Raw genomic sequence first — 22,233 nt, forward strand, 5'->3', positions numbered from 1 at the left:
AACATGCAAACTACGATCGAAGAAAAAGTCTGGATTGAAGTCGCTCCCATTTCGGAATTCTCCCGGAACGGGGGGACTTGTGCAAAGATTGGGGACGAGCAAATCGCAATTTTTCATTTCCAACAAGAAGATGAATGGTATGCTTGTGAGAATCGCTGCCCTCATACGGGAGATATGGTTTTATCCAGAGGACTTACCGGTGATTCCCAAGGCGAACCTAAGGTCGCTTGTCCTCTGCATAAGAAATCCTTCTCTCTCAAATCGGGAGAATGTATCTCGGGCGAATCGTATTCCGTCCGCACTTTTCCCGTTAAGGTCGAAGGTGGAACGGTGTACGTTGCCGTAGATTCCTCCGTGGTGGCGAAATGAAAAACGCGGGGTGAGGTTATGATAAGCGACGGTTTCGGCAGGAGTTTTCGAACTCTTAGAATCAGCCTTTTGGATCGTTGCAATTTCGCCTGCACTTACTGCGTGGATCGCGAAACCTCGGAGTTCGGTTTAAAAAAAACGGATTTACTAAAAACGGAAGAATGGGTTCGCGTCGTGAAAGGTCTGCATTCCGCTTTAAATCTGAAGAAGGTTCGTCTCACCGGAGGAGAACCGACTCTTTATCCCGGATTGAAAATTCTCGTTCGAGAAATTAAAAACCTGAATATTCCCGAAGTTTCGATCACGACCAACGGTTCGGTTTTATCCAAACAAATCGAGGAATTGAAGGAAGCCGGGCTCGATTCGGTAAACGTTTCTTTGGACGGAGTTACGCAGGAATCGTTTCAAAAGATGAGCCGCCGTTCCGCGTTCAAACAGACGTTAAACGGAATCGACGCGGCCGTTTCGACCGGCATGAAGGTACGAATCAACTGCACGTTGGTTCGCGGAAAAAACGAGGATCAGATTATTCCAATTCTTGAATATTCTTGGAGCAAGGGGATTCTTCCGCGGTTTTTGGAACTGATGAAAATGGGTTATCTTCAGAATTCGGATACGGTTCCGATTTTTAAACAACACGAGATTTTGGACCGCGTGGAAAGCGAATTCGGAACTCTGACTCCGCAGGTCAGAAAAGAATCCTCCACGGCAAATTATTGGACGACGAAGGAAGGACGTTCTTTCGGAATTATCGCAAACGAATCGGCTCCGTTCTGCCGCGATTGCGATCGTCTACGATTGGACAGCAAGGGAAATCTTTACGGTTGTTTGAGTTCCTCGACCGGGTTTCCGCTTCCTAAGTTGATGGAACAGGGGATCGAGATGGAACAGATTCTTACGTTGGCGTTGCGTCAAAAACAGGACGTTCGGTTTAAAGGAAGCGACCTAACCATGATGGCGATCGGAGGTTAAAGATGAACGTAGCGGTAAAAACATTCGGAATTTTAAAGGATCATTTTCAATCCGACTTCGTTCTCAACTTGGAAACTCCGGTTCGCGTACTGGACGTTGTTGAGGAGATGCGCAAAAAGAAACCGGCCACGAGCGGAATTTTGGACGTATCCCTTTGGGCGGTTCAGGATAAAATGGTCGGAGCCGATCGAATCGTGGAAGAAGGGGAAGTCGTATTGATACTTCCTCCTTTGAGCGGAGGCTGATATGCATCTTCAAGAAGAACCGATCGATCTCGCATTCTTAATTTCGCAAGGACACGATCCTTCCAGCGGCGCAGTCGTACTTTTCAGCGGAGAACCCAGAGACAACGCGGGCACGGATCATAAGAAAGTGACTCATCTCTTTTACGAAGCGTATCCTCCGATGGCCGGACCGATGATCGCAAAAATTTTGGAAGAAGCGACAGCGATCTTTCATTTAAAAAAAGCGATCTGCGTTCATAGAACGGGAACCGTTCAACCGGAAGAATCATCCGTCTGTGTGATCACGACTTCTTCGCATCGTAAGGAAGCGTACGAAGCGAATCGATATATTATCGACCGAGTCAAACACGAGGTTCCGATTTGGAAAAAGGAATTTTACGAAGACGGAACTTCGGAATGGACTCTCAATTGCGCGGGTTGCGCCGCGGGCACGACCGGACATGAACGTTATACGCCTTTGAGGGCGCATCGATGATAAAACGAACGCCCATCGGATTGATTCTTTGCGGAGGATATTCCTCGCGCATGGGAAGGGACAAGGGACTTCTTGTCACGGAGGGTCAGTCGTGGGTTCGCAAACGGTACGAACTTTTGCGAGAATTTACCGATCGTTGTTTGATCTCGATCCGAAAAGAACAAAGAGCCGCGTATCAAAAAGAGAACTCTTCCTTTGAATTAGTGGAAGATATCTTTGAAGATCAAGGACCGATTTCCGGAATTCTTGCCGCGCACCTTGGCGATACGACCGCCGATTATTTGGTTATCGCCTGCGATATGCCGATCCCGGATCCAACGATTCTCGTTCGGCTCTTGGAAGAATATCGGAACGACTCGGAAAAATCAGCGTACGCATGGAAACGCCAAGATCAAATCGAACCGTTTCCTGCGATTTATACGTCCGAGCTATTGAAAAACACATTCAAAAAATGGAATTCTCCTTCTAAAATCGGTTCGCCGAGCGGAATTTTAAAGGAAGCGGAAACGAAATGGATCGAGTTCGATTCTTCTGACGCGTTTGAAAACGCATTCATCAATTATAATACTCCGAACGAAATCGGAATCTCTTCGGAGGTCGTCGTATGAATGCGGAATACGGAAAAGTTTATTTGGTCGGCGCGGGGCCTGGAGATCCGGAGCTTCTTACACGCAGGGCTGTCAAGATTCTCCGTATGGCGGAAGTGGTTCTTTACGACGACTTGGTCTCTTCTAAGATATTGAAACTGTGCCGTAAAAAAACGGAGCTTATCTACGTGGGGAAACGGTTGGGACAACACAGTTGTCAGCAAATCGACCTCAATCAAAAAATCGCCGACGCCGCGCTGCAGTATAAAACCGTGATTCGGCTCAAAGGAGGAGATCCTTCCGTCTTCGGACGAGTAGGCGAGGAATACGAATTCCTTCTGAATTTGGGAATCGAATGCGAGATCGTGGCCGGTATTACGACCGCTTCCGGCGCCGTTGCGAGTCTCGGTTTTCCGCTTACGCATCGCGAATATTCTAAAGAAATTCTTTATCTTTCGGGTCATGGAAAGAATGGAAAAAATTCTCAGAGCTTCAAAAATCTTTCCTGTGAAGGAAAAACTCTCGTCGTTTATATGGGTTTGAATTCACTCAAAGAGATTGTGGATGATCTGATCGAAAGTGGAAATCCGGAAAGTCTTCCCGTCGGGATCGTGGAAAACGCGACGCTCGCGCATCAAAGAATCGTTACGGGAAATTTGGGAAACATTCGTGTTGTGGCCGAAAAGAGCGAAGTCAGTTCACCTGCGCTTCTGATTATCGGAGACATCATCGATTATTATCTGAAAATGGATTCTCTTCGAACGCTCATCCATCGTCCTCATACTTTCAGTTAGGACAAAAGAATGATCGATATTACTGAAAAAAAAATCAGCCTTCGTTCGGCGACGGCTGAGGGGTTCGTATATTGTACGCCCGAAACCCTGAAAAGAATTAAGGAGAATTCCCTGCCGAAAGGCGATCTTTTCGGAGTCGCAAAGGCAAGCGGTTTGCTCGCATCAAAAAAAACTTCCGACCTGATTCCCCATTGTCATCCGGTCAATATCGATTCATTCGATCTTACGTTCGAATTGGTGGAGAGGGGCGTAAGAATTCTCGCAAGCGGAAAATCGATCGGAAAGACCGGAATCGAAATGGAAGTGTTGACCGGTTTGAGCGTCGCCGCTCTGACGATTTACGATTTGTTAAAACCGATCGATAAGGAATTGGAGATTTCTTCCGTTCGTCTTTTGGAAAAGAAGGGCGGTAAGAGCGAGACGCAAATTTCCAAATTTGCGGATGGAGCAAAAGCCGCCATTCTGGTTTGTTCCGATTCCACGTTTGCGGGCAAACGAGAGGATGCTTCAGGCAAAGTCATCGAAGATATATTCAAAGAATCGAATGTACAATTGGCCGATTACCGGATCGTTCCCGATGAGCCGGAGGAGATCCGAAAGAAAGTTCTTTCTTGGGTCGAACTCGGAATCGATCTCATCGTGACCACGGGTGGAACGGGCCTTGGACCGAGAGACAACACGACGGATACGGTAAGGGCTTTATTGGATCAGGAAATTCCGGGAATCGCGGAAGCGATGCGATCCTTTGGCCAAGATAGAACTCCGTATGCGATGTTGTCCCGTTCCTTGGCGGGGAGAATCAAAAAGACTTTGGTCGTATGTGTGCCGGGCAGCTCCAACGGTGCAAGAGAAAGTCTCAAGGCGATTTTTCCGGCGATCTTTCACGCAAAAAAAATGATGCGGGGAGAAGGGCATTGATCTCCATCGAAGAAGCGATTTCGAAAATTCTGTCGCAGATTCCGAAGTCGGAGATCGAAGTTCTTCCCTTAAAGGAAACCCTAGGAAGAGTATTGGCGCAGGATATTTCCGCGGATCGGGATTATCCTCCTTTTCCTCGTTCGACTATGGACGGTTATGCGATTCGGAGCGATCGATATGAATCCGGCAAAGTCTATCACTGTAAAAAAGAGGTCTTTGCGGGAATGGAATCCGTTCTCGATCCAGGAGAAGAAATCGTTAAGATCATGACCGGTGCGGCCGTTCCGGCGGGTTTGGACGCCGTGATTAAAATCGAGGAAAGCGAAGAAGTCTCCAAAAATTCTTCCGAAACGCAAGTGCGTTTGAACTCGAAAAAAGTATTCCAATATTTGAATATAGCTCTTCAGGGAGAGGATTTAAAACGGGGCGATTTCGTTTTAAAAACGGGAACGAAGATCCTGATGCCGGAAATTTCTTTGCTGGCTTCGTTAGGAATCGATCGGGTTTCCGTGAGTTCTCTTCCGAAAGTTACGATCATCTCGACCGGAAACGAGGTCATTCCGATCGACGCAAAGCCGAATCCGGTTCAGATTCGGGATTCCAATTCCTATTCGTTGCTCGCGATGTTGCGCAAATACGAAATCATCCCTCAGGCCGCACTTCTTGTTCCGGATGAAGAATCGAAAATCGACCGGGCCTTGGAACAAGGATTAAATTCGGACATTCTTCTTTTGTCCGGCGGTGTTTCTATGGGAAGTATGGATTTGGTTCCGCCCTTGTTAAAACGACTTGGAGTCGAGGAAGTTTTTCACAAAGTTCATCTCAAACCCGGTAAGCCGATTTGGTTCGGTCGCAAGGAAAAAACCGCGGTGTTCGGTTTGCCCGGAAATCCGTTCAGCGTCCAGGTTTGTGCGAGACTTTTTTTGGATCCTTATATTCGAGCCTACCTGGGTTTGCCTATTCTACCGGCCCAAAGATATTCATTTTTTGGAATGCGTAAAAAGAAGAATTCTTTGCCGGAATACTTTCCGGTTTGTTTCGAGACGAAGGAACTGACCGGTATTGCGGCAAAGTCGTTTAACGGAAGCGGCGATATTCGAGCGGGATTGTCTTCGGACGGAATCGCCTTACATCCACCGGACCGATCGGAAATCAACGACGGAGACGTTCTGGATTTTCTTCCTTGGTAAACGAATTCGGTCGATCGACGTACTAAAAAGAAAAGAGAAACCGTTTTACGAAACGAGATTTGCGGCTATGCTTACGATCGAAGAACCCGTTTTCCGTCGAAAACCTTTTCCAACAACTCTGCGAGATCGCTTTTGCGAAACGGTTTTCTAAGACTTGCATGAAAACCGTATTCCTTCGGGGAAGAGATGATCGGATCTTCCGAATAACCGCTGGAAGCGATCGCAATCACATCGGGATCGATCTTTCTGATTTCGGAAATCGTTTTTTCGCCGCCCATGCCGCCTGGAATCGTAAGATCGAAAATCAAAACATCGAACGGCCGGCGGGAATCCCTCGCTTTCGTAAAAAGTTGAATGGCTTCGGCTCCGTTCTTTGCATGTGCCGTCGTATAACCCATTCTTTCCAGCATATCCGAAAAAATTTCGAGAATGAATTCTTCATCGTCCATAATGAGAATTTTTCCCCGGCCTTGATGATATTTCGGATCGCGTTTGTGAACGCCTTCGATTTTATTTTTGGACATCGGGAGATAAATGTTGAACGTGCTTCCTAAGCCCGGCTCGGAGATGACTTCGATTCCTCCGTCGTGTTTTTGAATGATGGAATACGAAGTTGCCAGTCCGAGTCCGGTTCCTTTTTGTTTCGTCGTAAAGAACGGTTCAAAAATTCGGGAAAGGAGATCCTTGGGAATTCCGATTCCGCTGTCTTTCACGGAGATGAGAGCATATTCACCTTCTTGCAAGTGTTTCGCATTGTCTTTCGGAAGATACGCGTTCTTTGCGGTAACTTGAATCGTTCCTCCCAACGGCATGGATTGAATGGAATTGATGATGATGTTTTCGATGACTTGATGGATTTGGTTTTCGTCGAAATCGCAAAGACAAAGGTTCGGATCGATATCGAAATGGCAGGAAACGTTCGAGCCGCTCAATGCGAAAAGAACACAGTCGTTTAACAAAGGAGCCAACGAACCGGTCTTACGAATCGGTTTTCCTCCTTTTGCAAAGGTAAGAAGTTGTTGCGTCAAATCTCTCGCACGATTGAACACGTTGATCGCCTTATCGAGATGCCTTGCGATCGGATCGTCGTCGCTGACCTTTTCGCGCGCAAGATCTATATAACCGAAAATTCCTCCGAGTAGGTTGTTGAAGTCGTGAGCGATTCCCCCCGCAAGTACCCCCAGACTTTCCAGTTTTTGGGCATGCAGCAATCTTCGTTCCAATTCGAGACGATCGGATTCCGCCTTTTTTCGATCCGTGATATCGGTGCCGATGCTGATCGTTCCGATTACGTCTCCCTCGGCGTTTTGAAGAAGGGTATTGTCCCATTGAATCAATCTTTTCTCGCCGCTTCTCGTCTGGAGATAATTATCGTAATGTAAGGGAAGAGTTTTTGTTTTGACCGCTTCTTTAAAAATAGAGCGAACTTGATCTTTCTCTTGTTCCGGCAAAAAATAATCGAACCAGTTTTTACCGATGATTTCTTCGCGTTTCCATCCGCTTAGGTTTAAAAGGTAATCGTTGCAAAAGGTAATGTTCGCCTCGGAATCAAGCCCCAATCCGATCAGATTTATATTTTCAAGAGTGACTCTGAATCGTCTTTCGGATTCGATCAATGCCGTTTCGGCCGCCTTCTGTTCTTCGGTTTCTTTTTTTAAAAGAAGAAAATAGCGATTCAATATGAAGAATAATAAGACCGTCGTGGTCGTAACGAAGGCCCAGCCTTTGTATGTTTGCAGAGTTGTAAGAATGAAAGGATCAAACGACAATAAACTGATAAATTGATCGGAAAAAAAAATCCAAGCCGATGCAAGAAGCAAGTATAAGAAAGAAATTCGAGCGGGGGCTGAAATCGGCAAATTTTGAATCATATATCGTAAGTTATAAAATGATACTTTCCTATTTTGAATGAGAATTCCAATTTAATTTCGACGATTTTATTTTTTCGATTTCGGGAAAGTATTTTCCTGATTTGCGATTGTTCGTGAACGATTTATTTTATAACCCTTTGTACTTAGTTGTCGATTTCATTTTTTTTCGGAAACTAGGAAGTTCTTCGCTTTCGTTTCTTTATTTTCGACAAAAGTCTCTTGCAATTTTTTTAATCCGACTTCGCGAAAAAACGAAATCCGCTTTCGCGTGTTCGACTTCAGAGCAAAATGATCTTGTAAGACGGCGCAGATCCTTAAGATTGTGCCCTAATGATTTCAGCTCTGCGTTTCTTTCTTCCCGCAAAACCGAAACCTCTTTTACCGAAAGATGAAATCGATCGGCAGTATCCTCGATTTCGGTGGAGAATTTTAGAGGCAACCTTTATCGGTTATGCGGTTTTTTATCTTGTCAGAAATAATTTCCCCGTCGTTTCCAAAGAAATGGGGGAGGCTCTTCATTACAACCAAGAGCAGATTACGAATATTCTCGCGGTTACAGCGATCACGTACGGTCTTGGAAAATTTGTGATGGGCGCTTTGTCCGATCGAAGCAATCCGAAATACTTTATGCCTTTGGGTTTGATTTTAACCGCGGTTTGTAATTTTATTTTCGGATCTTCCAGTTCATACGAGGTTCATTTTTATCTCTGGGCTTTGAACGGATTGGTTCAAGGAATGGGCTGGCCTCCTTGCGGACGTTCTCTTGGACATTGGTTCGGAGTGACGGAAAGAGGCGCTAAATTCGCGATTTGGAATATTGCGCACAACGTCGGCGGCGGTTTAGTCGGCGTCGTCGCCGCTTACAGCGCGGCTTGGTGGGGTTGGAGAAACGCGTTCTATATTCCCGCGTCGATTGCGATCGTAACCGCGGTATATCTTCTTTTTCGATTAGTGGATACTCCGCAGTCCGTGGGTCTTCCTCCGATCGAAGAATATCAAGAAGATCCGGAAAAAGAATCCAGAATTTCCGCGCAAGAACAGGAAAGGGAACTGTCGTTTCGGGAAATCATAGTCGGTTCCGTATTAAAGAATTATTATATTTGGACGTTTGCCCTCGCAAACTTTTTCGTCTATGTGGTTCGCTATAGTTTAACGGATATCGGTCCTACATATCTCAAGTTCGCAAAAGGAGCGACGTTGGAAAAAGGCGGGGTCAGCACCCTGATTTATGAATTCGCAGGAATCGGTTCCACGTTATTGGTGGGTTGGGGTTCGGATAAGCTCGGAGGTAAAAGGGGAATGGTGAGTTTTCTTTGTATGCTCCCCATTTTATCCGCTTTGATCGCCTTATTATTTACCCCACCCGGTCATCTTTGGTTGGATTTGACGTTGTTCGGCGTGGTCGGCTTTTTTATTTATCCGCCTGTGATGTTGTTAGGCGTTGCCGGTTTGGATTTTACCTCCAAAAAGGCGGTCGGAACCGCTGCGGGATTTATCGGTCTGTTCGGATATTTGGGAAGAACGGCGCTTTCGAAAGCGATCGGGTGGCTGAGCAAACAACCGGGCTTTCATTGGGAACAATCTTTGTATTTGATTATTGCTTCGACTTTGATCGCTCTTGCGCTGCTTGCGATTACTTGGAGCTGGAAACCGAAGGCCTAAAAGCCTTCGGGGAAAGTTTAAATTTCTTAACTTTTTCGCTCGTTAAAAAACATTCAGAAATTTTAAAGTTCTACGCAGATAATATTTGCGGAAGAACCGATCGTATCACAGGCCGAAGCAAAGTAAGATAGTGCGTTCGAATCTGTGCTGCCGGCCCAACCGGTCATTCCACTCGCAGACGAAGAATTGCTCGTCCAGTTGCCGCAGTTTTGACCTAATAGAACGGTCCAAGTATTGTCCATTCCCGTAATATAACCGCAGGCAGGGCTTCCCATCGCAGGGCAAGCGAACGCTGCGGTAACTCCCGCGTTACCGCTGACTTTATTGCTCCAAGAAAAAGGAAGAATCGCTCCGCTATTGGAGTTTGCGATAATCGTGGTTGTGTTGTCTCTGTAATATGTATAAAGAGGTTTCAACGGCCAGTCGCTGCTCGGAGTCGGTAACGGTTTTCTTGTGGACGTTCCGATCATAGCCGCGACGGATCCGGTAATATAACCGGGTTTATTCGAGTTGCAGATCGTATCCGCTCCCGCCTTTCCGCCCGTGTTACCGGTTCCGCTCGCAATCGGAGCAAGATACATTCTTTTATCATTATCGGTGATCGTAATGTCCGAAGTCACGGAAACGTTAGTCGCACTTCCTATCGATTGAGCCACTCTTGCCGTGATCGTCTCGCTCTCATTTGCAAAGTCGGGAGTGCCTGTTTCGTTCGTAGCGTTGACCGTGCGATTGACGGTCGTCGTGGAAAGAGTTGTCGGTAATGCGGAAGTGACGCTTAGGTTTGAAGGAAAACTAGGATAAGTCACGCTTACGGACGAACCCGCAACCGGACCCGGCGGATGGGAAAGACTCAGAGAAAAATTATTCGAAGGATTGGACGTTCCTTCTACGATTGTAAGGGTTGAAGTAATCACGACCGAATAGCAATAAACGTCTATATCCGTAACTGTGGCGGAGGCCGTACCGGAATAATTATAAATGTTACAGGAAAGATTTGCGGGAAACGAAGAAATGGAAACATCGTAAGAGGAACCGCTGCTCAGAGAAGAAGAGAATTGATAACTCCCCGCACCACCCGTAATCCCCGGAGAAGTGGGGGTGAGGATCACATTGGAACTTCCGTTGGAAAGAGTAATACTTCCGCTCACAAGTCCGGAAATATGTCCACCGTAAGAAATGCCGTTGCTCCCGCTTGATCCGCCGCTTTGCTGATTGCCGTTTACGGGCGTATTAACGACTTCCGTGGCAACAATTTGGATCACGCCGCCTAAACCTTTGGAAGCGTCGAACTGAACCTTGTCCGCTTGAGCGCATTGAAAAAGAATCAGAATAGGAATGAGAAAAAGGGTTTGTTTACGCATAGGAATTTCCTCATTCAATTTAACCGTCGGTATAAAATTTATTGACTAGTTTCCGAGAATTTATCAAAAAAATTCGATAATTTCCGTTCTATAAATCGGGAGCTTTAATTGAATAGGTAAGGTCCGTTGAAAGCGGATTGCCGGCATTCCAATCCGAAAAGCGAGAAATCCGCCTTAATTTAGCGTATTCGATTCCGGTCGGAAAACCGGCAGTTTTTACACTTGCCTTCCCTTCTTACCCTAAAAAAGTTTTAGATATGGTACACCCTTGGCATGATATTTCCCCCGGCGATCAAGTTCCGGAAATCGTAAACGGCGTCATCGAAATCAAACGCGGCAGCCGTGCAAAATACGAAGTCGATAAAGAATACGGGATTCTCAAACTCGACCGAGTTTTATACTCTTCTTTTTATTATCCGGCCAATTACGGATTTATTCCTCAGTCGTATTGCGGGGATCACGATCCTCTCGACATTCTCGTTTTATCGCAAGTGGAACTAGAGCCTTTGTGTTTAGTAAAAGCGAAAGTCGTCGGAGTGATGAGAATGTTGGATTCGGGAGAAGAAGACGACAAGATTATCGCGGTCGCGGCGAACGATATGTCCGTAAATCATATCAACGATATTTCCGAACTTCCACCGCACTTCACATTGGAACTCAAACATTTCTTTGAAGATTATAAAAAACTCGAAAACAAAACGGTCGTCATTGAAGAATTTCAGAACGCCGAATTGGCGAGAAAGATCGTTTTGGATTCTTTGGAATTGTATAAGAAAACATTTCCGAAAAAATGATTTTTCTTTTCGTTCAAAAAACGTCCGGGTTCGACGAGGACGCTTTTTGAACGGAAGAATTCTCCGTTTAAACTTGTCCGGGAAAATCTCCGGGTTTGGTTCTCCATCTTCTGTGAACCCAAAAGTATTGTTCCGGATACAATCTCACTTCTTCTTCTAAAGCCTTTGTCCAAACTTCCGTATAATGACGGATCGCGGTTTCGCGATCGGGAAAGGCCTTCTTATCCACATAACCTAGGTCTTTTACGCGAACGATTACCTTTCCGTGTTCACCGCAAAGAACCGAATACAAAAGCATTTTGGCTCCGGTGAGATAGGCCATCAATGCCGGGCCTTGATATGTGGAAGCGGGACGATTGAAAAAGTTTACGAAGATTCCCACCTTGCCCGCGTTTTGATCCGAACCGAATCCTACCCAATATCCCTGCTTCAACATCTTCGTGACTTGGCTGGATTCTTCGGTGGAAACGAGTCTGATGTTGTTCTTTGTTCTGAGTTTATAAATCAGTTTATCTACGAACGGGTTTCTTACTTTTTTATAAATCCCTCCGCCTTTCATGCGGATTCCCATAAACTGAACGAGGATTTCCCAAGTACCAAAGTGACCCGAAATCAAAACGACCCCGATTCCTTCTTCGTTGGTTTTCTTTTCGATCGCTAAAGATTCAGGATCATATACGAGATAACGATCCATCCATTTTTGGTTCAAGCGCGGCGCGAATAAGGTTCCCGCTACGAGATTTCCGATATGGAGAATACTCTTCCAGACGAGTTCCTTTTTCTGTGCTTCCGTATATTCCGGAAATGCGTGTGATATATTATCATACGCGATTTTTCTATGCTTTCTCGCAAACGGATACAAAAGAATGACAAGAAATCTTCCGTATAAAAGACACAAACGATACGGTAAAATTCGAAACGGAAGATAAAAAAGATAAACAAAGATAAAAGACGGTATATAACGAATCAAGGTATCCCCAAGAACTAGTTTTTACAGCGTGTTCTAAAAACGAATCTCTTATGATCGAAAAGGTCAAGCTGCAAGGTCTGTCGAAAAGGACAGGTTCTTATGCAAAGGGACCGTTTTCCGTGCGGATTGACAAGCAAAAGAACGGCTGATTTTCACCGCCTTTATTGTAGAATCAAACTAAGCAAGGTTTCATTCTTTGTTTTAAAAATGGAATCTCCGAGAGTTGACCGCAAAGGGCAGGTCGTAAATTCTGGAATTTACCTTTCCATTTTTTTTACGATCTCCTTGCTTGCTGAAAGAAAAATCTTGTACTCGAAAGAACCCATGGACAATCTGAAAACCTCCGTACATGAAATCTATCTTTCTCTTTCCGGGGAAGGAATTTCCACGGGCATTCCCACCGTGTTCGTTCGTATGGCCGGTTGTTCTCTTCGATGCGGAATGACGATCGGCAGAAGATTGTGGTGCGATACTCCGTATGCTTTGTCGCCGAGCGCGGGAGAAGAGATGAGTTTGAATCAAGTCTTGAATCGGATTCAAGAACTGAGTCCCGTGCAGACGCAGATTCTTCTTACCGGAGGCGAACCGCTGGAAGGAAAAAACAGAGATTTCAGCGTCGCATTGGGCGAAGAAATTTTTAGAATAAGAAACACGAACGGTTCTTATCCAAGACCGAGAGTGGAAACGAACGGAGCAGAATCGATCGAAGGATTGGATCACTTCGTTTTTACTTTGGATTATAAGCTTCCGGGTTCCGGTATGGAAGATCGGATGAATCTGAAGAATTTGGAAATCTATAAAGAAAGAAAGAATGAGTTGGATGAGATTAAGTTTGTGATCCGGGATCGAATCGATTTTGAAAGATGTTTGGAAGTAATCGAAAACCGGAAATTATCGGGAAATCTTTTAGCTTCTCCGGTTCAGGGAGAATTGTCCGCGGAGCTTCTCGCGGAATGGATGAAGTCTTCCTTAGGTTCGGGGCTTCGTCTTTCTTTACAAACGCATAAATACATTTGGGGCGATAAGAGGGGAGTTTAGTTGGAAGATACTCTACAGCTCAGCCTCGATTTCGAATCCAATCCGCGCTCCGGTTATCGCGGGGACTTTTGTTATTTGACCAATTCTCCCGAATCGGGAATCGGAAAGATCGCGTCTTCGGACGAAGGAAAGTTTACGATCGAATTCGCCTCCACCGCTTCGAAAAAGACGGTGTCTGAAAATTCTCCTTACTTGAGAATTCTTCCGGGTTATCCGTCTCCTCTGAGAAACGTCGGCGAACAAGCCGGTTTGATGGATTTATCTCTTACCGCGTACGAACTCAAGCTCACGCACGCATTCGATAAACTTTCGGCGCTTTCCAATTCGAGAACGAGACTTCTTCCGCATCAGATCGAATCCACGTATATCGTCGTGAACAGTTTGCGGCCGCGGTTTATTCTCGCGGACGAAGTGGGCTTAGGGAAAACCATCGAGGCCGCTCTCGTGATGAAGGAGCTGATCTTTCGTCGAGGTTACAAAAAAGTTCTGATTGTCGCGCCTTCTCCGCTTTTGGTTCAATGGCAACAGGAGCTGAAGAATAAGTTCAACGAGGACTTTGAAATCGTTAAACGAAAGAACTTCCACACCGACGGGGAAAAGAACTGGAAGAATTTTCAGCACGCGATCACTTCGGTCGACTTCATCAAAAATCCGAAATACGCGGAAGAGATTCTCAAAACGAAATGGGACATTGTCATTTTCGACGAGGCTCACAGGCTCAGAAGGGATTATCACAAAATTACGCGCGCCTATCTTTTTGCGGAAAAGATTTCCAAAAAGTGCGAATGCCTTCTTCTTTTGACGGCGACTCCGTTCCGCGGAAAACTCGAAGAACTCTATTATATTATACATCTCATCGATCCGAACATTCTGGGTCCGTATCATACATTCGTAAACGATTATATTCTCGGGAACAAAACCGACCTCAAGGATAAGATCTCGAAAGTACTTTTACGGAGAAGAAAGGTGGAAGTCGGCGGTTTTACGAAACGATTCGCCAAAACGGTTCGGATCGAACTTTCTCCCGTCGAACGGGAATTTTACGAAGAAACCACGAACTACGTCCGAAGAGAATACAATCTCGCGATGAGGACGCAGAACCGCGCGATCGGATTCGTGATGATCGTGTTTCAGAAACTCTTGGATTCTTCCGTGTTCGCTCTTTTGTCCGCTCTGACAAAACGAAAGTTCCTTTTGGAGAATCGATTCCATCATATCAAACAAATGGAATCCAAGTTGGAAGAATGGGATCTCGATGAAACCGAAGACGTGGAAGAGTTCGTATCCGGTTTGGACGAATCGGTCCAACTCGATCTTCAGAGTTTAAAGCGGGAGCTTCTTTCCCTGAATCGTTTGATTTTGCTCGGTAAAAAAATCAAAGAGGACAAGAAGTCCGTCAAGCTGAAAGAAACGATCTTGAAACTTCAAAAAGAAGGACATTCAAAATTCATCATATTTACGCAGTTTAGAACGACTCAGGATTTTTTGGCTTCCGTTCTTGCCGATTTTCAAGTGACCTTGTTTCACGGTTCTCTCAGCGCGGACGCGAAAGAAAGGGCGATCGTGGAATTTAAGACGAAGACCGAAATTTTGATCTGTACCGAAGCCGGAGGGGAAGGGCGAAATCTTCAGTTCGCGAACGTTCTTTTCAATTACGATCTTCCTTGGAGCCCGCTTAAGATCGAACAAAGGATCGGAAGGATCCACCGTTTCGGACAAAAGGACAACGTGTTCATCTTCAATTTTGCAAGCAAGGATACGGTTGCGGAACGGATTCTGGAAGTCCTTACGAATAAGATTCGTCTTTTCGAGGAATCGATCGGATCTTCGGACGAACTGTTGGGTGCGATCGAAGACGAATTGGATTTTAATTCTTCGTTTATGAAGTTCGTTACGGGTAATAAATCGAAGACCGAAATGGAGGACGAGATCGACAATCGAATCAAGATCGCAAAGAAGGGGTTTGAAAAACTAGGCGCGCTCGTGACTCCGAAACTCATCGACTTCAATCTTCAGGATTATTACAGTCACACTTTGGAAGAGCGTTCGTTTAACAATACGCACTTGGAAGAATTCGTTTCTCGTTTTACTCGAACATTTCCGGAGGCCGCGGGATTTAAACTGGTCCGAAAGAAACCGCAGATCTATGAAATCGATTCTCCGCAATACAAGGGTAAACTCGGAACCTTCGATTCGGAACTCGCGCTGCAAAACGACAGTTTGGAATTTTTGGCGTTCGGTCATCCTTTGATCGATAAGACGGTTTCGTATCTCATCCAAAATCAAAAAGGATGGAGCACTTCCTTTCATTCCGTTTCCAACAAAGAATATTACGTTTTTCTTGTGGAATTTCAATTCTCGCTGAAACGCACGGAGTTGTTTTATTTCGAAGCGAATCCGCGCACCGGAACGGTAAAACGAATCGAAGAACTTCCCGAAGAGCTTCGCGAATCGCAAACGACGAACAAAGCCGGATCGCCCGAAGTTTCCGGTTCCGTTCTTCCCGCCAACGTGGAGGAAAATTTAATCCGAACCTTTCTCGTTTTGGATGAAATTGTGGAATCCAGAAAAAAGGAACTCGGAGATCAAACCTTGGACCTCTTTCAAAAGGAAGAATTCAAAATTCGAACCAGCAATCAGAATACTTTGAGACAGCTTGAGGAAAAACTCATGCGTCAGGAAGCCGCGTTCAAATGGGAAGGAAAGCCGGAGAAAAAATCCGCGATGAACCGTACCCGAAACGAGATTCAAAAGGTGAAAGAAGACTTCGATCGAGAACTCCGCAAAGTAAGAAACGGCAAGACGATCCAACATCGTTTTCAACTTTTCCAAGTATATCTTCCGAACTGAACCGTCGGGAGTTTTCCTGCTCGACATCCGATTTTGATCGGAGTTTCTGGACCTTAGTACTTGGAACGGAGTTCGACGACGTGAAACTTTCCTTAGATTGGATGAACGATTTTGCACCTTTGAAGGAGGTGGGACTCGACGCGATTTTAAAGAAGATCGCGATCTCTATTTGCGAGATCGACGGAGCCGATCCGTATCGTCCCGAGTTGGACTTCGTAAAGATCGTTAAAATCGAATCGCTCGAAAAACATCCTTCCGCCGATAAACTTCAGATCGCTCAGGTTTCCACCGGATCTTCCAAAGCGCAGATCGTAACCGGCGCAACCAACGTAAAAGTGGGTGATCTGGTTCCGCTTGCAATTCCCGGCGCAAAACTCGGCGATAAGGAAATTCTGGAATCGGAACTCAGAGGCGTAAAAAGTTCGGGAATGCTCTGTTCCGAAAAGGAACTCTCTCTTGCGGACGAAAGCAACGGAGTTTGGATTTTAAACGGACTCGAAGGAGCCGAAGCGGGAAAAACGATCCGTTCTTTATTACATTATGATGATATAATATTCGATGTTGATAATAAATCAATTACGCACCGGCCCGATCTTTGGAATCATTACGGCTTTGCGAGAGAACTCGCTTCGCAGCTTCGTTTGCCGATCAAGTTGAATCCGTTCGAATCCCTTTGGAACTTCGATCTTTCGATCCCGCTTCCGAAAGTGATCGAAAATCAAAATGCTCATTCTTACTATGCTTCGTCGATTCAAGGAATTGCGATTCTTCCTTCGACTCGCAAATTTCAAGCGCGTCTTCAGAAATGCGGAATTCGAGCGATCAACAACGTCGTGGACGTTTCCAATTACGTGATGCTCGAGATGGGTCAACCGACTCATTTTTTCGATCGGAAATTTCTGGAAAGTCAGGGTGGAGTTTCTCTCGAAGTTTCGTATGCGAAGAAGGGTGAAAGTTTCGCCTTGTTGGACGATACTTCCCCCTCGTTGGAAGAGGAAATTCTTCTGATCCGCAATCAAGGCAAACCGGTCGCGATCGCGGGCGTTATGGGAGGAAAAGAATCCGCCGTTTCAAACGCATCCACCGAAGTCGTAATGGAATCCGCCGTGTTCGCGCGAGAACGAGTTCGTAAGTCCATTCGTTCCACGGGAATTCGCTCCGATTCCTCCGTGCGTTACGAGAAGGGGCTTGAACCCACTACGACTCTTCCGGTGATTCGTCGCGCTCTAAATCTTTTAAAGGAAAACGGTTGCCCTTCGTTGAAGGCTTCCGAGCCTGTAGGATTTTTACACACCCCTCACAAGGAAGTTCACATTCATACGAACATTCATTTTATCAACGCCAAACTCGGAGTGACCTTGTCCCAAGGAGACATCACCGATATATTAGAAAGATTGCATTTTGTCGTTTCCTGGAAAGGGGATCACCTCGAAGTATTGGTTCCCAAGTTTCGTCACAACTACGACGTAACGATTCCAGAAGACCTCGTGGAAGAGATCGGAAGAACCCGAGGATACGATACGATTCAAGTGACTCCTTTGTTGGCTGAGGTCAAAACTCCCATCCGGAATCTCAGCCGGGAATTGGAACGAAAGTGTAAGACGTTTTTTGCGGGAACTCTCGGGTATCACGAAGTTTATAACTATTCGTTTCAATCCTTAAAAGAGAACGAGCTCGACGGGGACGCGAAACTTTCCGTTAAAATCAAAAACGAAATGCCCGAGGAACAATCGGTGCTTCGAAATTCTCTTTTGCCTTCCTTGTTGAAGAATATCCGGACAAATCAGGATCGTTTTGCGAACGTTCCAATTTTCGAATTCGGAAGAGCGTATTTCAATCTTCCCGAACCAGATAACGAAAAGAAATTTTTATCCTTTGCCGTTTCTTTTGATCGTAAAAGTACCGAGTCCGATCTGAAACTTTTGGAAGAGGACTTCTTAAAGGTAAGAAGGGAAATCGAATCCCTTTTAGATTCCATGAAGATTTTCGAATATACCTGGGAGATCAAACAGGAAGCGATCTTTCATCCGGGCGCCAGTTTATCCTTGATCGTAAATTCGCAAAGAATCGGAAACCTCGGTTACGTTCATCCGGCTGTTTTGGATTCGTTCGAATTGAAAAAGCGCGTGATCTACGGTTCTTTCGAATTTGAAAAGCTCGTGGAATTCTGGAACGCGAATCGTAAGGTTTCCCGTTTTGTCGCGCCTTCTCAGTTTCCGGAAGCCGAGATCGATCTTTCGATTTTGGTCGGAGAAAAGGAAAACACGAACGTATTTACCGATCTCGTTTCCAAGGAGAACATCCCCGAACTTCAAGAAAGCTGGGTGTATTCCCAGTTTGTCGGCGGGAACGTTCCCGAAGGTAAACGTTCGGTCAGTTATCGCTTCCGACTGGTGAACTACGAGAAAACGTTTACTCAGGAAAGAATCAAGGAAATCTCCGATCAACTGGTCGCGCTTGCGGGCAAGAGCGGATTCGTGTTGAGATAAAAGTTTCGAATTTCTGGGAATGCTTCAAACGATTTAAACTTTTAAAATGTGGGAACTCCTGCAAAAATGTATCGATATCAAGCTGATTCAAAGGATAGAAAACGATTCAAAAAGACATAAACCGTAGGAACTCATACGGTTCTTAAAAATTCAGAGATTCGTCTTCCAGAATTATTTTAAAGAAGCTACGGCCACTTAAATGAAAATCCACGAAACCGCCTTTATCCATCCGCAAGCAACGACGATCGGACTCGTAGAAATGGGTCCGCATTCTTCCCTTTGGCCGGGAGCCGTAATTCGGGCCGATATGAATCGGATCGTGTTGGGAGAAGGCGTCAACATACAGGATAATTCCACGCTTCATACGGATTCAAGTCGCGGAATCACGATCGGAGATTATACGTTAGTCGGTCATAATGCGATGTTGCATGGGTGTACGATCGGGAGAGGATGTCTGATTGGAATCGGAAGCGTGATTCTTAACGAAGCGGAAGTCGGAGATGGCGCGATGGTGACGGCGGGTTGTACGGTTCGCGGAGGAAAAAAGATCCCGCCCGGAGCGATGGTCATTCAGAAAAACGGAGAATTAAAAATCTTCGAAGGGAAGGCTAAACCGGTTTTCAGCGTCGCCGGATGTTTGGAATACATCGCTCTTTCCGAAAGATTTAAAAAAGGAATTTTCGGTCCGTTTACGCCCGAAGAGGAAATCGAGTTTCAGAACCGCGCAAAAGGAATTCTCCGGAAAATGGGAATTCCTTTTAGAGAGTAGCGTATTCTATTGATTGAATATTAGAGTTTTACGAATTTTCCTAACAATTCGAGAACTTTCGGTCCTTTCGTTTTAGCGTCCTTATCCAAAAAGGTTCCCGTAAATACGTGAGCCTTTTTATCCACGATGAAAACGCGTTGATAGTTGTGGACCTTGAAATTCTTACCCGCGATCGCTTGTTCGAATCTGCTTTCCAGAAGAACGGATTCGATTCCGTGGATCTTGGATTTTTGCGGAGGGTTGATCATTTCGTATTTTTGAAATACGGTAGGATACAAACCCGTGACCGCGGAAGTATAGTCGTCCAGGCTGATTTCTCTCGGTTGTCTGGAAAGATCTTCCATCGTATAATTGACGTTCGTGTTGAACATTCCCGCTTCGGGGCTTCCCTGAGGAAATTCAAAAAGGAAGAAGTTGATTCCCGCCACATCCAAAGCCTTTTTAATCGTACCCGTATTATCGGCGTTAGACGCGACTTCTTTCGCTTGATTGATGAGATTGGGATTATCGTTGAAATGCCAGCCATCATAGTTAAGACCGAGCCCTAGGGATGAAATTTGGACCACCTTTGCGTTCGGGTCCAAAGCGTGTTCCTTTTTACAATTCAAGATCACGAAAGTGAATACGAGAAGGGTTGTTACAATTCGAATTGGATTTTTCTTCATACGACGATTGCTCCTAAGAATTGGAAAGATTAACTTCTTCGATAAAAAAAGCGACTCAATTTATACCAGGAAATCGAAATTGAAGCGGAATCGGTTTGAATCCGTTTTATTTCGGAATGAAAAAGTGCGTGAATTGAGAAAAGCTTAATACGATCGGAACGGCTTTTTGTCCGCCGTAAAAATAAAAAGCCGGTTGAAAAACCGGCTTTTGCAGATCAAGGAGCGAATTCGTTTCTAACTTAGAACGCGAAAGAGATCAAAACCTTGAATCTTGTAAAGATATCCGCTGCGGAAAATCCGAAGAGGAGAAGAAGGAAGAAGAAACCGGAACCGAAGATCACTCGGTTCATTACGGTGTCATACTTTAAGTGCATAAAGTATCCTAGAACCAAGGAAGCTTTCGCGGTTGCAACCGCCATCGCGATAATTACGTTCATTGCGCCGAAGTCGATTCCCGCAACCCAAACCGTTACAAATGTGAAGAAAATCAAAGTAGCAAAGATGATCGCGTATGTTTGAACGGAAATAATATGGTGTGAACCGTGACTTTCTTCGACGTGCGCCGGAGCAGTTGCAGGAGCGCCTTTTAATTTTTCTTGCCCTCTTAAAACAGCGTCTTGAAGAGCTTTACCGAGTTTATTGTCTTTGTTTCTTGCGATAAAATCTTGCAGTTTGTTTTCTTCTAAAACTTGCGAAAGAAAGTTAACGGTAAATCCTGCGAGAGTTGCATTGACGATCGCTCCGGCTCCGACTACAAACCCGGTAAAGGGAATCAAGAACCCGATGCTAACGATTACATAAAGAGCGTAGTTTAAAAACAGTTCCATTTTATATCCTGAATTTGGACCGCAGGTGTCTGCGGATGGTATTCCGGGCGGGTAAACCGCAACCTGTAGGACATCCTGGCAAGGTCTAAAAAAGCCTCAAGTACATTTCAATGGAGAATCCGTTTCCGCCATTCGGAATAGAACATCTGGATTCTTTCCCGTATCGGCTCGGAAGAATTCCTTAGAAAACGCAAAAGAACCCAAGAAGTTCCATAGGATTTTCCGGAAAAAAATCGGTCCGGGGTCAACGGAAGAATTTCCAGTCCTTGAGTGTTTCCCCAGTTGAAAATCCATTCACAATAGTTTTCGATCGGTTTTTGTAAAGGCAAGGGGAGAATGCAAAGTTCGAAATCGGCGTTTTGTTTCGATCTGTGAAAGAGATCGGATCGGGAAAGTTCGAGTAGAATTCTTCCCATTGACCAACGAAAGTTCGCTTCGCTCAATCTTCGGATTTTTTTTAAATTTTGAGAATAGAACTCAAAACCGTCGATCGCAACGGGACCGATGTAATCGGATGCAAACGTCTTTCCTAATGATTCTGCGATCGGATCGAGTTGAGAAGAATAGAATTCGGATTCTTTTTCGGAAGGAAGATAGGCACCGGAGTATTTTCCGGTTTCATCACAGATTTGGATCGTACTTCCGAAAAAGGTCGGAACCCCGGCGGAAAAATCGTACAAGCACGAAAAGTCCTGTGTCCGTTTCACCCAGGGTTCGGCGACGCATGGAAACCAAGTGGATTCTTTTTCGGAATTCCGACCATCCGGATCATTTTCCGTTGAAAGTGAAGAGAACTTAAGAATTTTATGTCTTCCTGAAAAACTGAATTCCGGTTTGAGGACGATTCGATCCGCACGGAATTCCGACCATTCTTGGACTAACGACGAAAGATGGGATGGCTTCTCCAAAACCCGCGCCGGAAGATCCTGAAAGTCGAATTCCGATTTCCAATGCGTTAAAAGAAGTTTTGAATTCAATCTTTTGGAAAGATCCGCTTTGGCCGTTGAAAAGAGAATTTCTCCCGCATTGCTCAGATCGGAAACCGAACCCCATTCTTCCCAAACGCATTTTGAATCGACCGCAGAGTGATCCGGATTTTTCGAATTTATCTGAAGATTTCGAGAGGAGTTTCTCCCGACGAGTTCGAAGCTGCAAAAATCCGTTCCTCTCGTTTTCCAAAATGCCGTCCAACCTGGATCGGGTCGTTCGCTCAAAAGCATCGTCGTTTCCGGATTGGCGATGGATTGAAATAAAAAGAATAGATTCTCCAGAGATCTGTTTTTTAAATCCAATCTCGGAGGAGCGATCGAAGACGATTTGAGTTCTTCCTCAAAAAATCCGTTGAATCTGCAATAACGAGTCATAATCTCCTAAAAAATTTTAGTTT

20 protein-coding genes are annotated in these 22,233 nt (G+C 45.2%); 14 read left to right on the forward strand and 6 right to left on the reverse strand.

Annotation, left to right across the window (positions count from 1 at the left end; genetic code table 11):
* Positions 1 to 3: 3 nt before the first annotated feature.
* Genes nirD through LFX25_RS01305 form a run of 8 tightly spaced genes read left to right on the forward strand, consistent with a single transcriptional unit; the run spans position 4 to position 5,550 of the window.
* A complete protein-coding gene (nirD, locus tag LFX25_RS01270; RefSeq protein ID WP_238728499.1) occupies positions 4 to 369 on the forward strand; it encodes a nitrite reductase small subunit NirD in 366 nt (121 codons plus the stop codon).
* Between the two features lie 18 nt (positions 370 to 387).
* A complete protein-coding gene (locus tag LFX25_RS01275; protein ID WP_238728501.1) occupies positions 388 to 1,341 on the forward strand; it encodes a GTP 3',8-cyclase MoaA in 954 nt (317 codons plus the stop codon).
* A gap of 2 nt (positions 1,342 to 1,343) precedes the next feature.
* A complete protein-coding gene (locus tag LFX25_RS01280; RefSeq protein WP_238728503.1) occupies positions 1,344 to 1,586 on the forward strand; it encodes a MoaD/ThiS family protein in 243 nt (80 codons plus the stop codon).
* Position 1,587: 1 nt separating this feature from the next.
* Positions 1,588 to 2,061: a molybdenum cofactor biosynthesis protein MoaE gene (locus tag LFX25_RS01285; RefSeq protein WP_238728504.1), complete on the forward strand. Its 474-nt coding sequence runs from the start codon at positions 1,588 to 1,590 to the stop codon at positions 2,059 to 2,061.
* Entirely contained in the window at positions 2,058 to 2,669 is a 612-nt protein-coding gene (locus tag LFX25_RS01290; RefSeq protein WP_238728505.1) for a molybdenum cofactor guanylyltransferase, read from the forward strand. Before LFX25_RS01285 ends, LFX25_RS01290 begins: the two co-directional genes overlap by 4 nt.
* Positions 2,666 to 3,442 (forward strand): uroporphyrinogen-III C-methyltransferase, encoded by a 777-nt coding sequence (gene cobA / locus LFX25_RS01295; protein ID WP_238728507.1) that lies wholly within the window; start codon positions 2,666 to 2,668, stop codon positions 3,440 to 3,442. The genes LFX25_RS01290 and cobA overlap by 4 nt, the downstream gene beginning before the upstream one ends.
* Positions 3,443 to 3,451: 9 nt before the next feature.
* A complete protein-coding gene (gene moaCB, locus LFX25_RS01300) occupies positions 3,452 to 4,360 on the forward strand; it encodes a bifunctional molybdenum cofactor biosynthesis protein MoaC/MoaB (RefSeq protein WP_238728508.1) in 909 nt (302 codons plus the stop codon).
* Entirely contained in the window at positions 4,357 to 5,550 is a 1,194-nt protein-coding gene (locus LFX25_RS01305) for a molybdopterin molybdotransferase MoeA (protein WP_238728509.1), read from the forward strand. The genes moaCB and LFX25_RS01305 overlap by 4 nt, the downstream gene beginning before the upstream one ends.
* 71 nt (positions 5,551 to 5,621) lie before the next feature.
* On the opposite strand, the gene LFX25_RS01310 is transcribed toward LFX25_RS01305, so the two are convergent.
* Positions 5,622 to 7,421: a hybrid sensor histidine kinase/response regulator gene (locus LFX25_RS01310; protein WP_238728510.1), complete on the reverse strand. Its 1,800-nt coding sequence runs from the start codon at positions 7,419 to 7,421 to the stop codon at positions 5,622 to 5,624.
* A 330-nt stretch (positions 7,422 to 7,751) separates the two neighbouring features.
* Here LFX25_RS01310 and LFX25_RS01315 point away from each other — a divergent pair, with 330 nt between their 5' ends.
* Positions 7,752 to 9,083 (forward strand): MFS transporter, encoded by a 1,332-nt coding sequence (locus tag LFX25_RS01315; RefSeq protein WP_238728512.1) that lies wholly within the window; start codon positions 7,752 to 7,754, stop codon positions 9,081 to 9,083.
* A gap of 62 nt (positions 9,084 to 9,145) precedes the next feature.
* On the opposite strand, the gene LFX25_RS01320 is transcribed toward LFX25_RS01315, so the two are convergent.
* On the reverse strand, positions 9,146 to 10,444 hold the full coding sequence (locus LFX25_RS01320) for a DUF1554 domain-containing protein (protein WP_238728515.1): 1,299 nt from the start codon (positions 10,442 to 10,444) through the stop codon (positions 9,146 to 9,148).
* Positions 10,445 to 10,701: 257 nt separating this feature from the next.
* Here LFX25_RS01320 and LFX25_RS01325 point away from each other — a divergent pair, with 257 nt between their 5' ends.
* Complete coding sequence (locus LFX25_RS01325; RefSeq protein ID WP_118954257.1) at positions 10,702 to 11,238, forward strand: inorganic diphosphatase; 537 nt, start codon at positions 10,702 to 10,704, stop codon at positions 11,236 to 11,238.
* A 67-nt stretch (positions 11,239 to 11,305) separates the two neighbouring features.
* Here the strand turns inward: LFX25_RS01325 and LFX25_RS01330 are convergent, their stop codons facing one another.
* A complete protein-coding gene (locus LFX25_RS01330) occupies positions 11,306 to 12,208 on the reverse strand; it encodes a lysophospholipid acyltransferase family protein (protein ID WP_238728517.1) in 903 nt (300 codons plus the stop codon).
* A gap of 324 nt (positions 12,209 to 12,532) precedes the next feature.
* Here LFX25_RS01330 and LFX25_RS01335 point away from each other — a divergent pair, with 324 nt between their 5' ends.
* From LFX25_RS01335 to LFX25_RS01350, 4 genes are all read left to right on the forward strand, one after another.
* Positions 12,533 to 13,246 (forward strand): 7-carboxy-7-deazaguanine synthase QueE, encoded by a 714-nt coding sequence (locus LFX25_RS01335; RefSeq protein WP_238728519.1) that lies wholly within the window; start codon positions 12,533 to 12,535, stop codon positions 13,244 to 13,246.
* Entirely contained in the window at positions 13,247 to 16,096 is a 2,850-nt protein-coding gene (locus tag LFX25_RS01340) for a DEAD/DEAH box helicase (RefSeq protein ID WP_238728521.1), read from the forward strand.
* A gap of 80 nt (positions 16,097 to 16,176) precedes the next feature.
* Entirely contained in the window at positions 16,177 to 18,585 is a 2,409-nt protein-coding gene (gene pheT, locus LFX25_RS01345) for a phenylalanine--tRNA ligase subunit beta (RefSeq protein ID WP_238728522.1), read from the forward strand.
* Between the two features lie 199 nt (positions 18,586 to 18,784).
* Positions 18,785 to 19,354, forward strand: a complete 570-nt coding sequence (locus LFX25_RS01350; RefSeq protein WP_238728528.1) for a gamma carbonic anhydrase family protein — start codon at positions 18,785 to 18,787, stop codon at positions 19,352 to 19,354.
* 20 nt (positions 19,355 to 19,374) lie between these two features.
* Here the strand turns inward: LFX25_RS01350 and LFX25_RS01355 are convergent, their stop codons facing one another.
* The 3 genes from LFX25_RS01355 to LFX25_RS01365 all read right to left on the reverse strand — a co-directional run bounded on the left by LFX25_RS01355 (position 19,375) and on the right by LFX25_RS01365 (position 22,210).
* Complete coding sequence (locus LFX25_RS01355) at positions 19,375 to 20,019, reverse strand: LIC_13215 family putative lipoprotein (protein ID WP_238728531.1); 645 nt, start codon at positions 20,017 to 20,019, stop codon at positions 19,375 to 19,377.
* 239 nt (positions 20,020 to 20,258) lie between these two features.
* Positions 20,259 to 20,846 carry a cytochrome C oxidase subunit IV family protein gene (locus tag LFX25_RS01360; RefSeq protein WP_238728533.1) on the reverse strand — a complete coding sequence of 196 codons (588 nt, stop codon included), beginning with the start codon at positions 20,844 to 20,846 and terminating at the stop codon, positions 20,259 to 20,261.
* Between the two features lie 107 nt (positions 20,847 to 20,953).
* Positions 20,954 to 22,210, reverse strand: a complete 1,257-nt coding sequence (locus LFX25_RS01365) for a hypothetical protein (RefSeq protein ID WP_238728534.1) — start codon at positions 22,208 to 22,210, stop codon at positions 20,954 to 20,956.
* Positions 22,211 to 22,233: the final 23 nt, after the last annotated feature.

The sequence above is a fragment of the Leptospira sanjuanensis genome (assembly GCF_022267325.1).
GTDB lineage: Bacteria > Spirochaetota > Leptospiria > Leptospirales > Leptospiraceae > Leptospira > Leptospira sanjuanensis.

What these genes read in the sequence shown, in the direction of transcription:
- LFX25_RS01285 (WP_238728504.1), top strand. Translation starts at nt 1,588, where the DNA reads ATGCATCTTCAAGAAGAACCGATCGATCTCGCATTCTTAATTTCGCAA.
- LFX25_RS01355 (WP_238728531.1), bottom strand. Translation starts at nt 20,019, where the DNA reads ATGAAGAAAAATCCAATTCGAATTGTAACAACCCTTCTCGTATTCACT.
- LFX25_RS01350 (WP_238728528.1), top strand. Translation starts at nt 18,785, where the DNA reads ATGAAAATCCACGAAACCGCCTTTATCCATCCGCAAGCAACGACGATC.
- nirD (WP_238728499.1), top strand. Translation starts at nt 4, where the DNA reads ATGCAAACTACGATCGAAGAAAAAGTCTGGATTGAAGTCGCTCCCATT.
- LFX25_RS01360 (WP_238728533.1), bottom strand. Translation starts at nt 20,846, where the DNA reads ATGGAACTGTTTTTAAACTACGCTCTTTATGTAATCGTTAGCATCGGG.
- LFX25_RS01315 (WP_238728512.1), top strand. Translation starts at nt 7,752, where the DNA reads ATGATTTCAGCTCTGCGTTTCTTTCTTCCCGCAAAACCGAAACCTCTT.
- moaCB (WP_238728508.1), top strand. Translation starts at nt 3,452, where the DNA reads ATGATCGATATTACTGAAAAAAAAATCAGCCTTCGTTCGGCGACGGCT.
- LFX25_RS01365 (WP_238728534.1), bottom strand. Translation starts at nt 22,210, where the DNA reads ATGACTCGTTATTGCAGATTCAACGGATTTTTTGAGGAAGAACTCAAA.
- LFX25_RS01290 (WP_238728505.1), top strand. Translation starts at nt 2,058, where the DNA reads ATGATAAAACGAACGCCCATCGGATTGATTCTTTGCGGAGGATATTCC.
- LFX25_RS01335 (WP_238728519.1), top strand. Translation starts at nt 12,533, where the DNA reads ATGGACAATCTGAAAACCTCCGTACATGAAATCTATCTTTCTCTTTCC.
- LFX25_RS01325 (WP_118954257.1), top strand. Translation starts at nt 10,702, where the DNA reads ATGGTACACCCTTGGCATGATATTTCCCCCGGCGATCAAGTTCCGGAA.
- LFX25_RS01310 (WP_238728510.1), bottom strand. Translation starts at nt 7,421, where the DNA reads ATGATTCAAAATTTGCCGATTTCAGCCCCCGCTCGAATTTCTTTCTTA.
- LFX25_RS01275 (WP_238728501.1), top strand. Translation starts at nt 388, where the DNA reads ATGATAAGCGACGGTTTCGGCAGGAGTTTTCGAACTCTTAGAATCAGC.
- LFX25_RS01320 (WP_238728515.1), bottom strand. Translation starts at nt 10,444, where the DNA reads ATGCGTAAACAAACCCTTTTTCTCATTCCTATTCTGATTCTTTTTCAA.
- cobA (WP_238728507.1), top strand. Translation starts at nt 2,666, where the DNA reads ATGAATGCGGAATACGGAAAAGTTTATTTGGTCGGCGCGGGGCCTGGA.
- LFX25_RS01280 (WP_238728503.1), top strand. Translation starts at nt 1,344, where the DNA reads ATGAACGTAGCGGTAAAAACATTCGGAATTTTAAAGGATCATTTTCAA.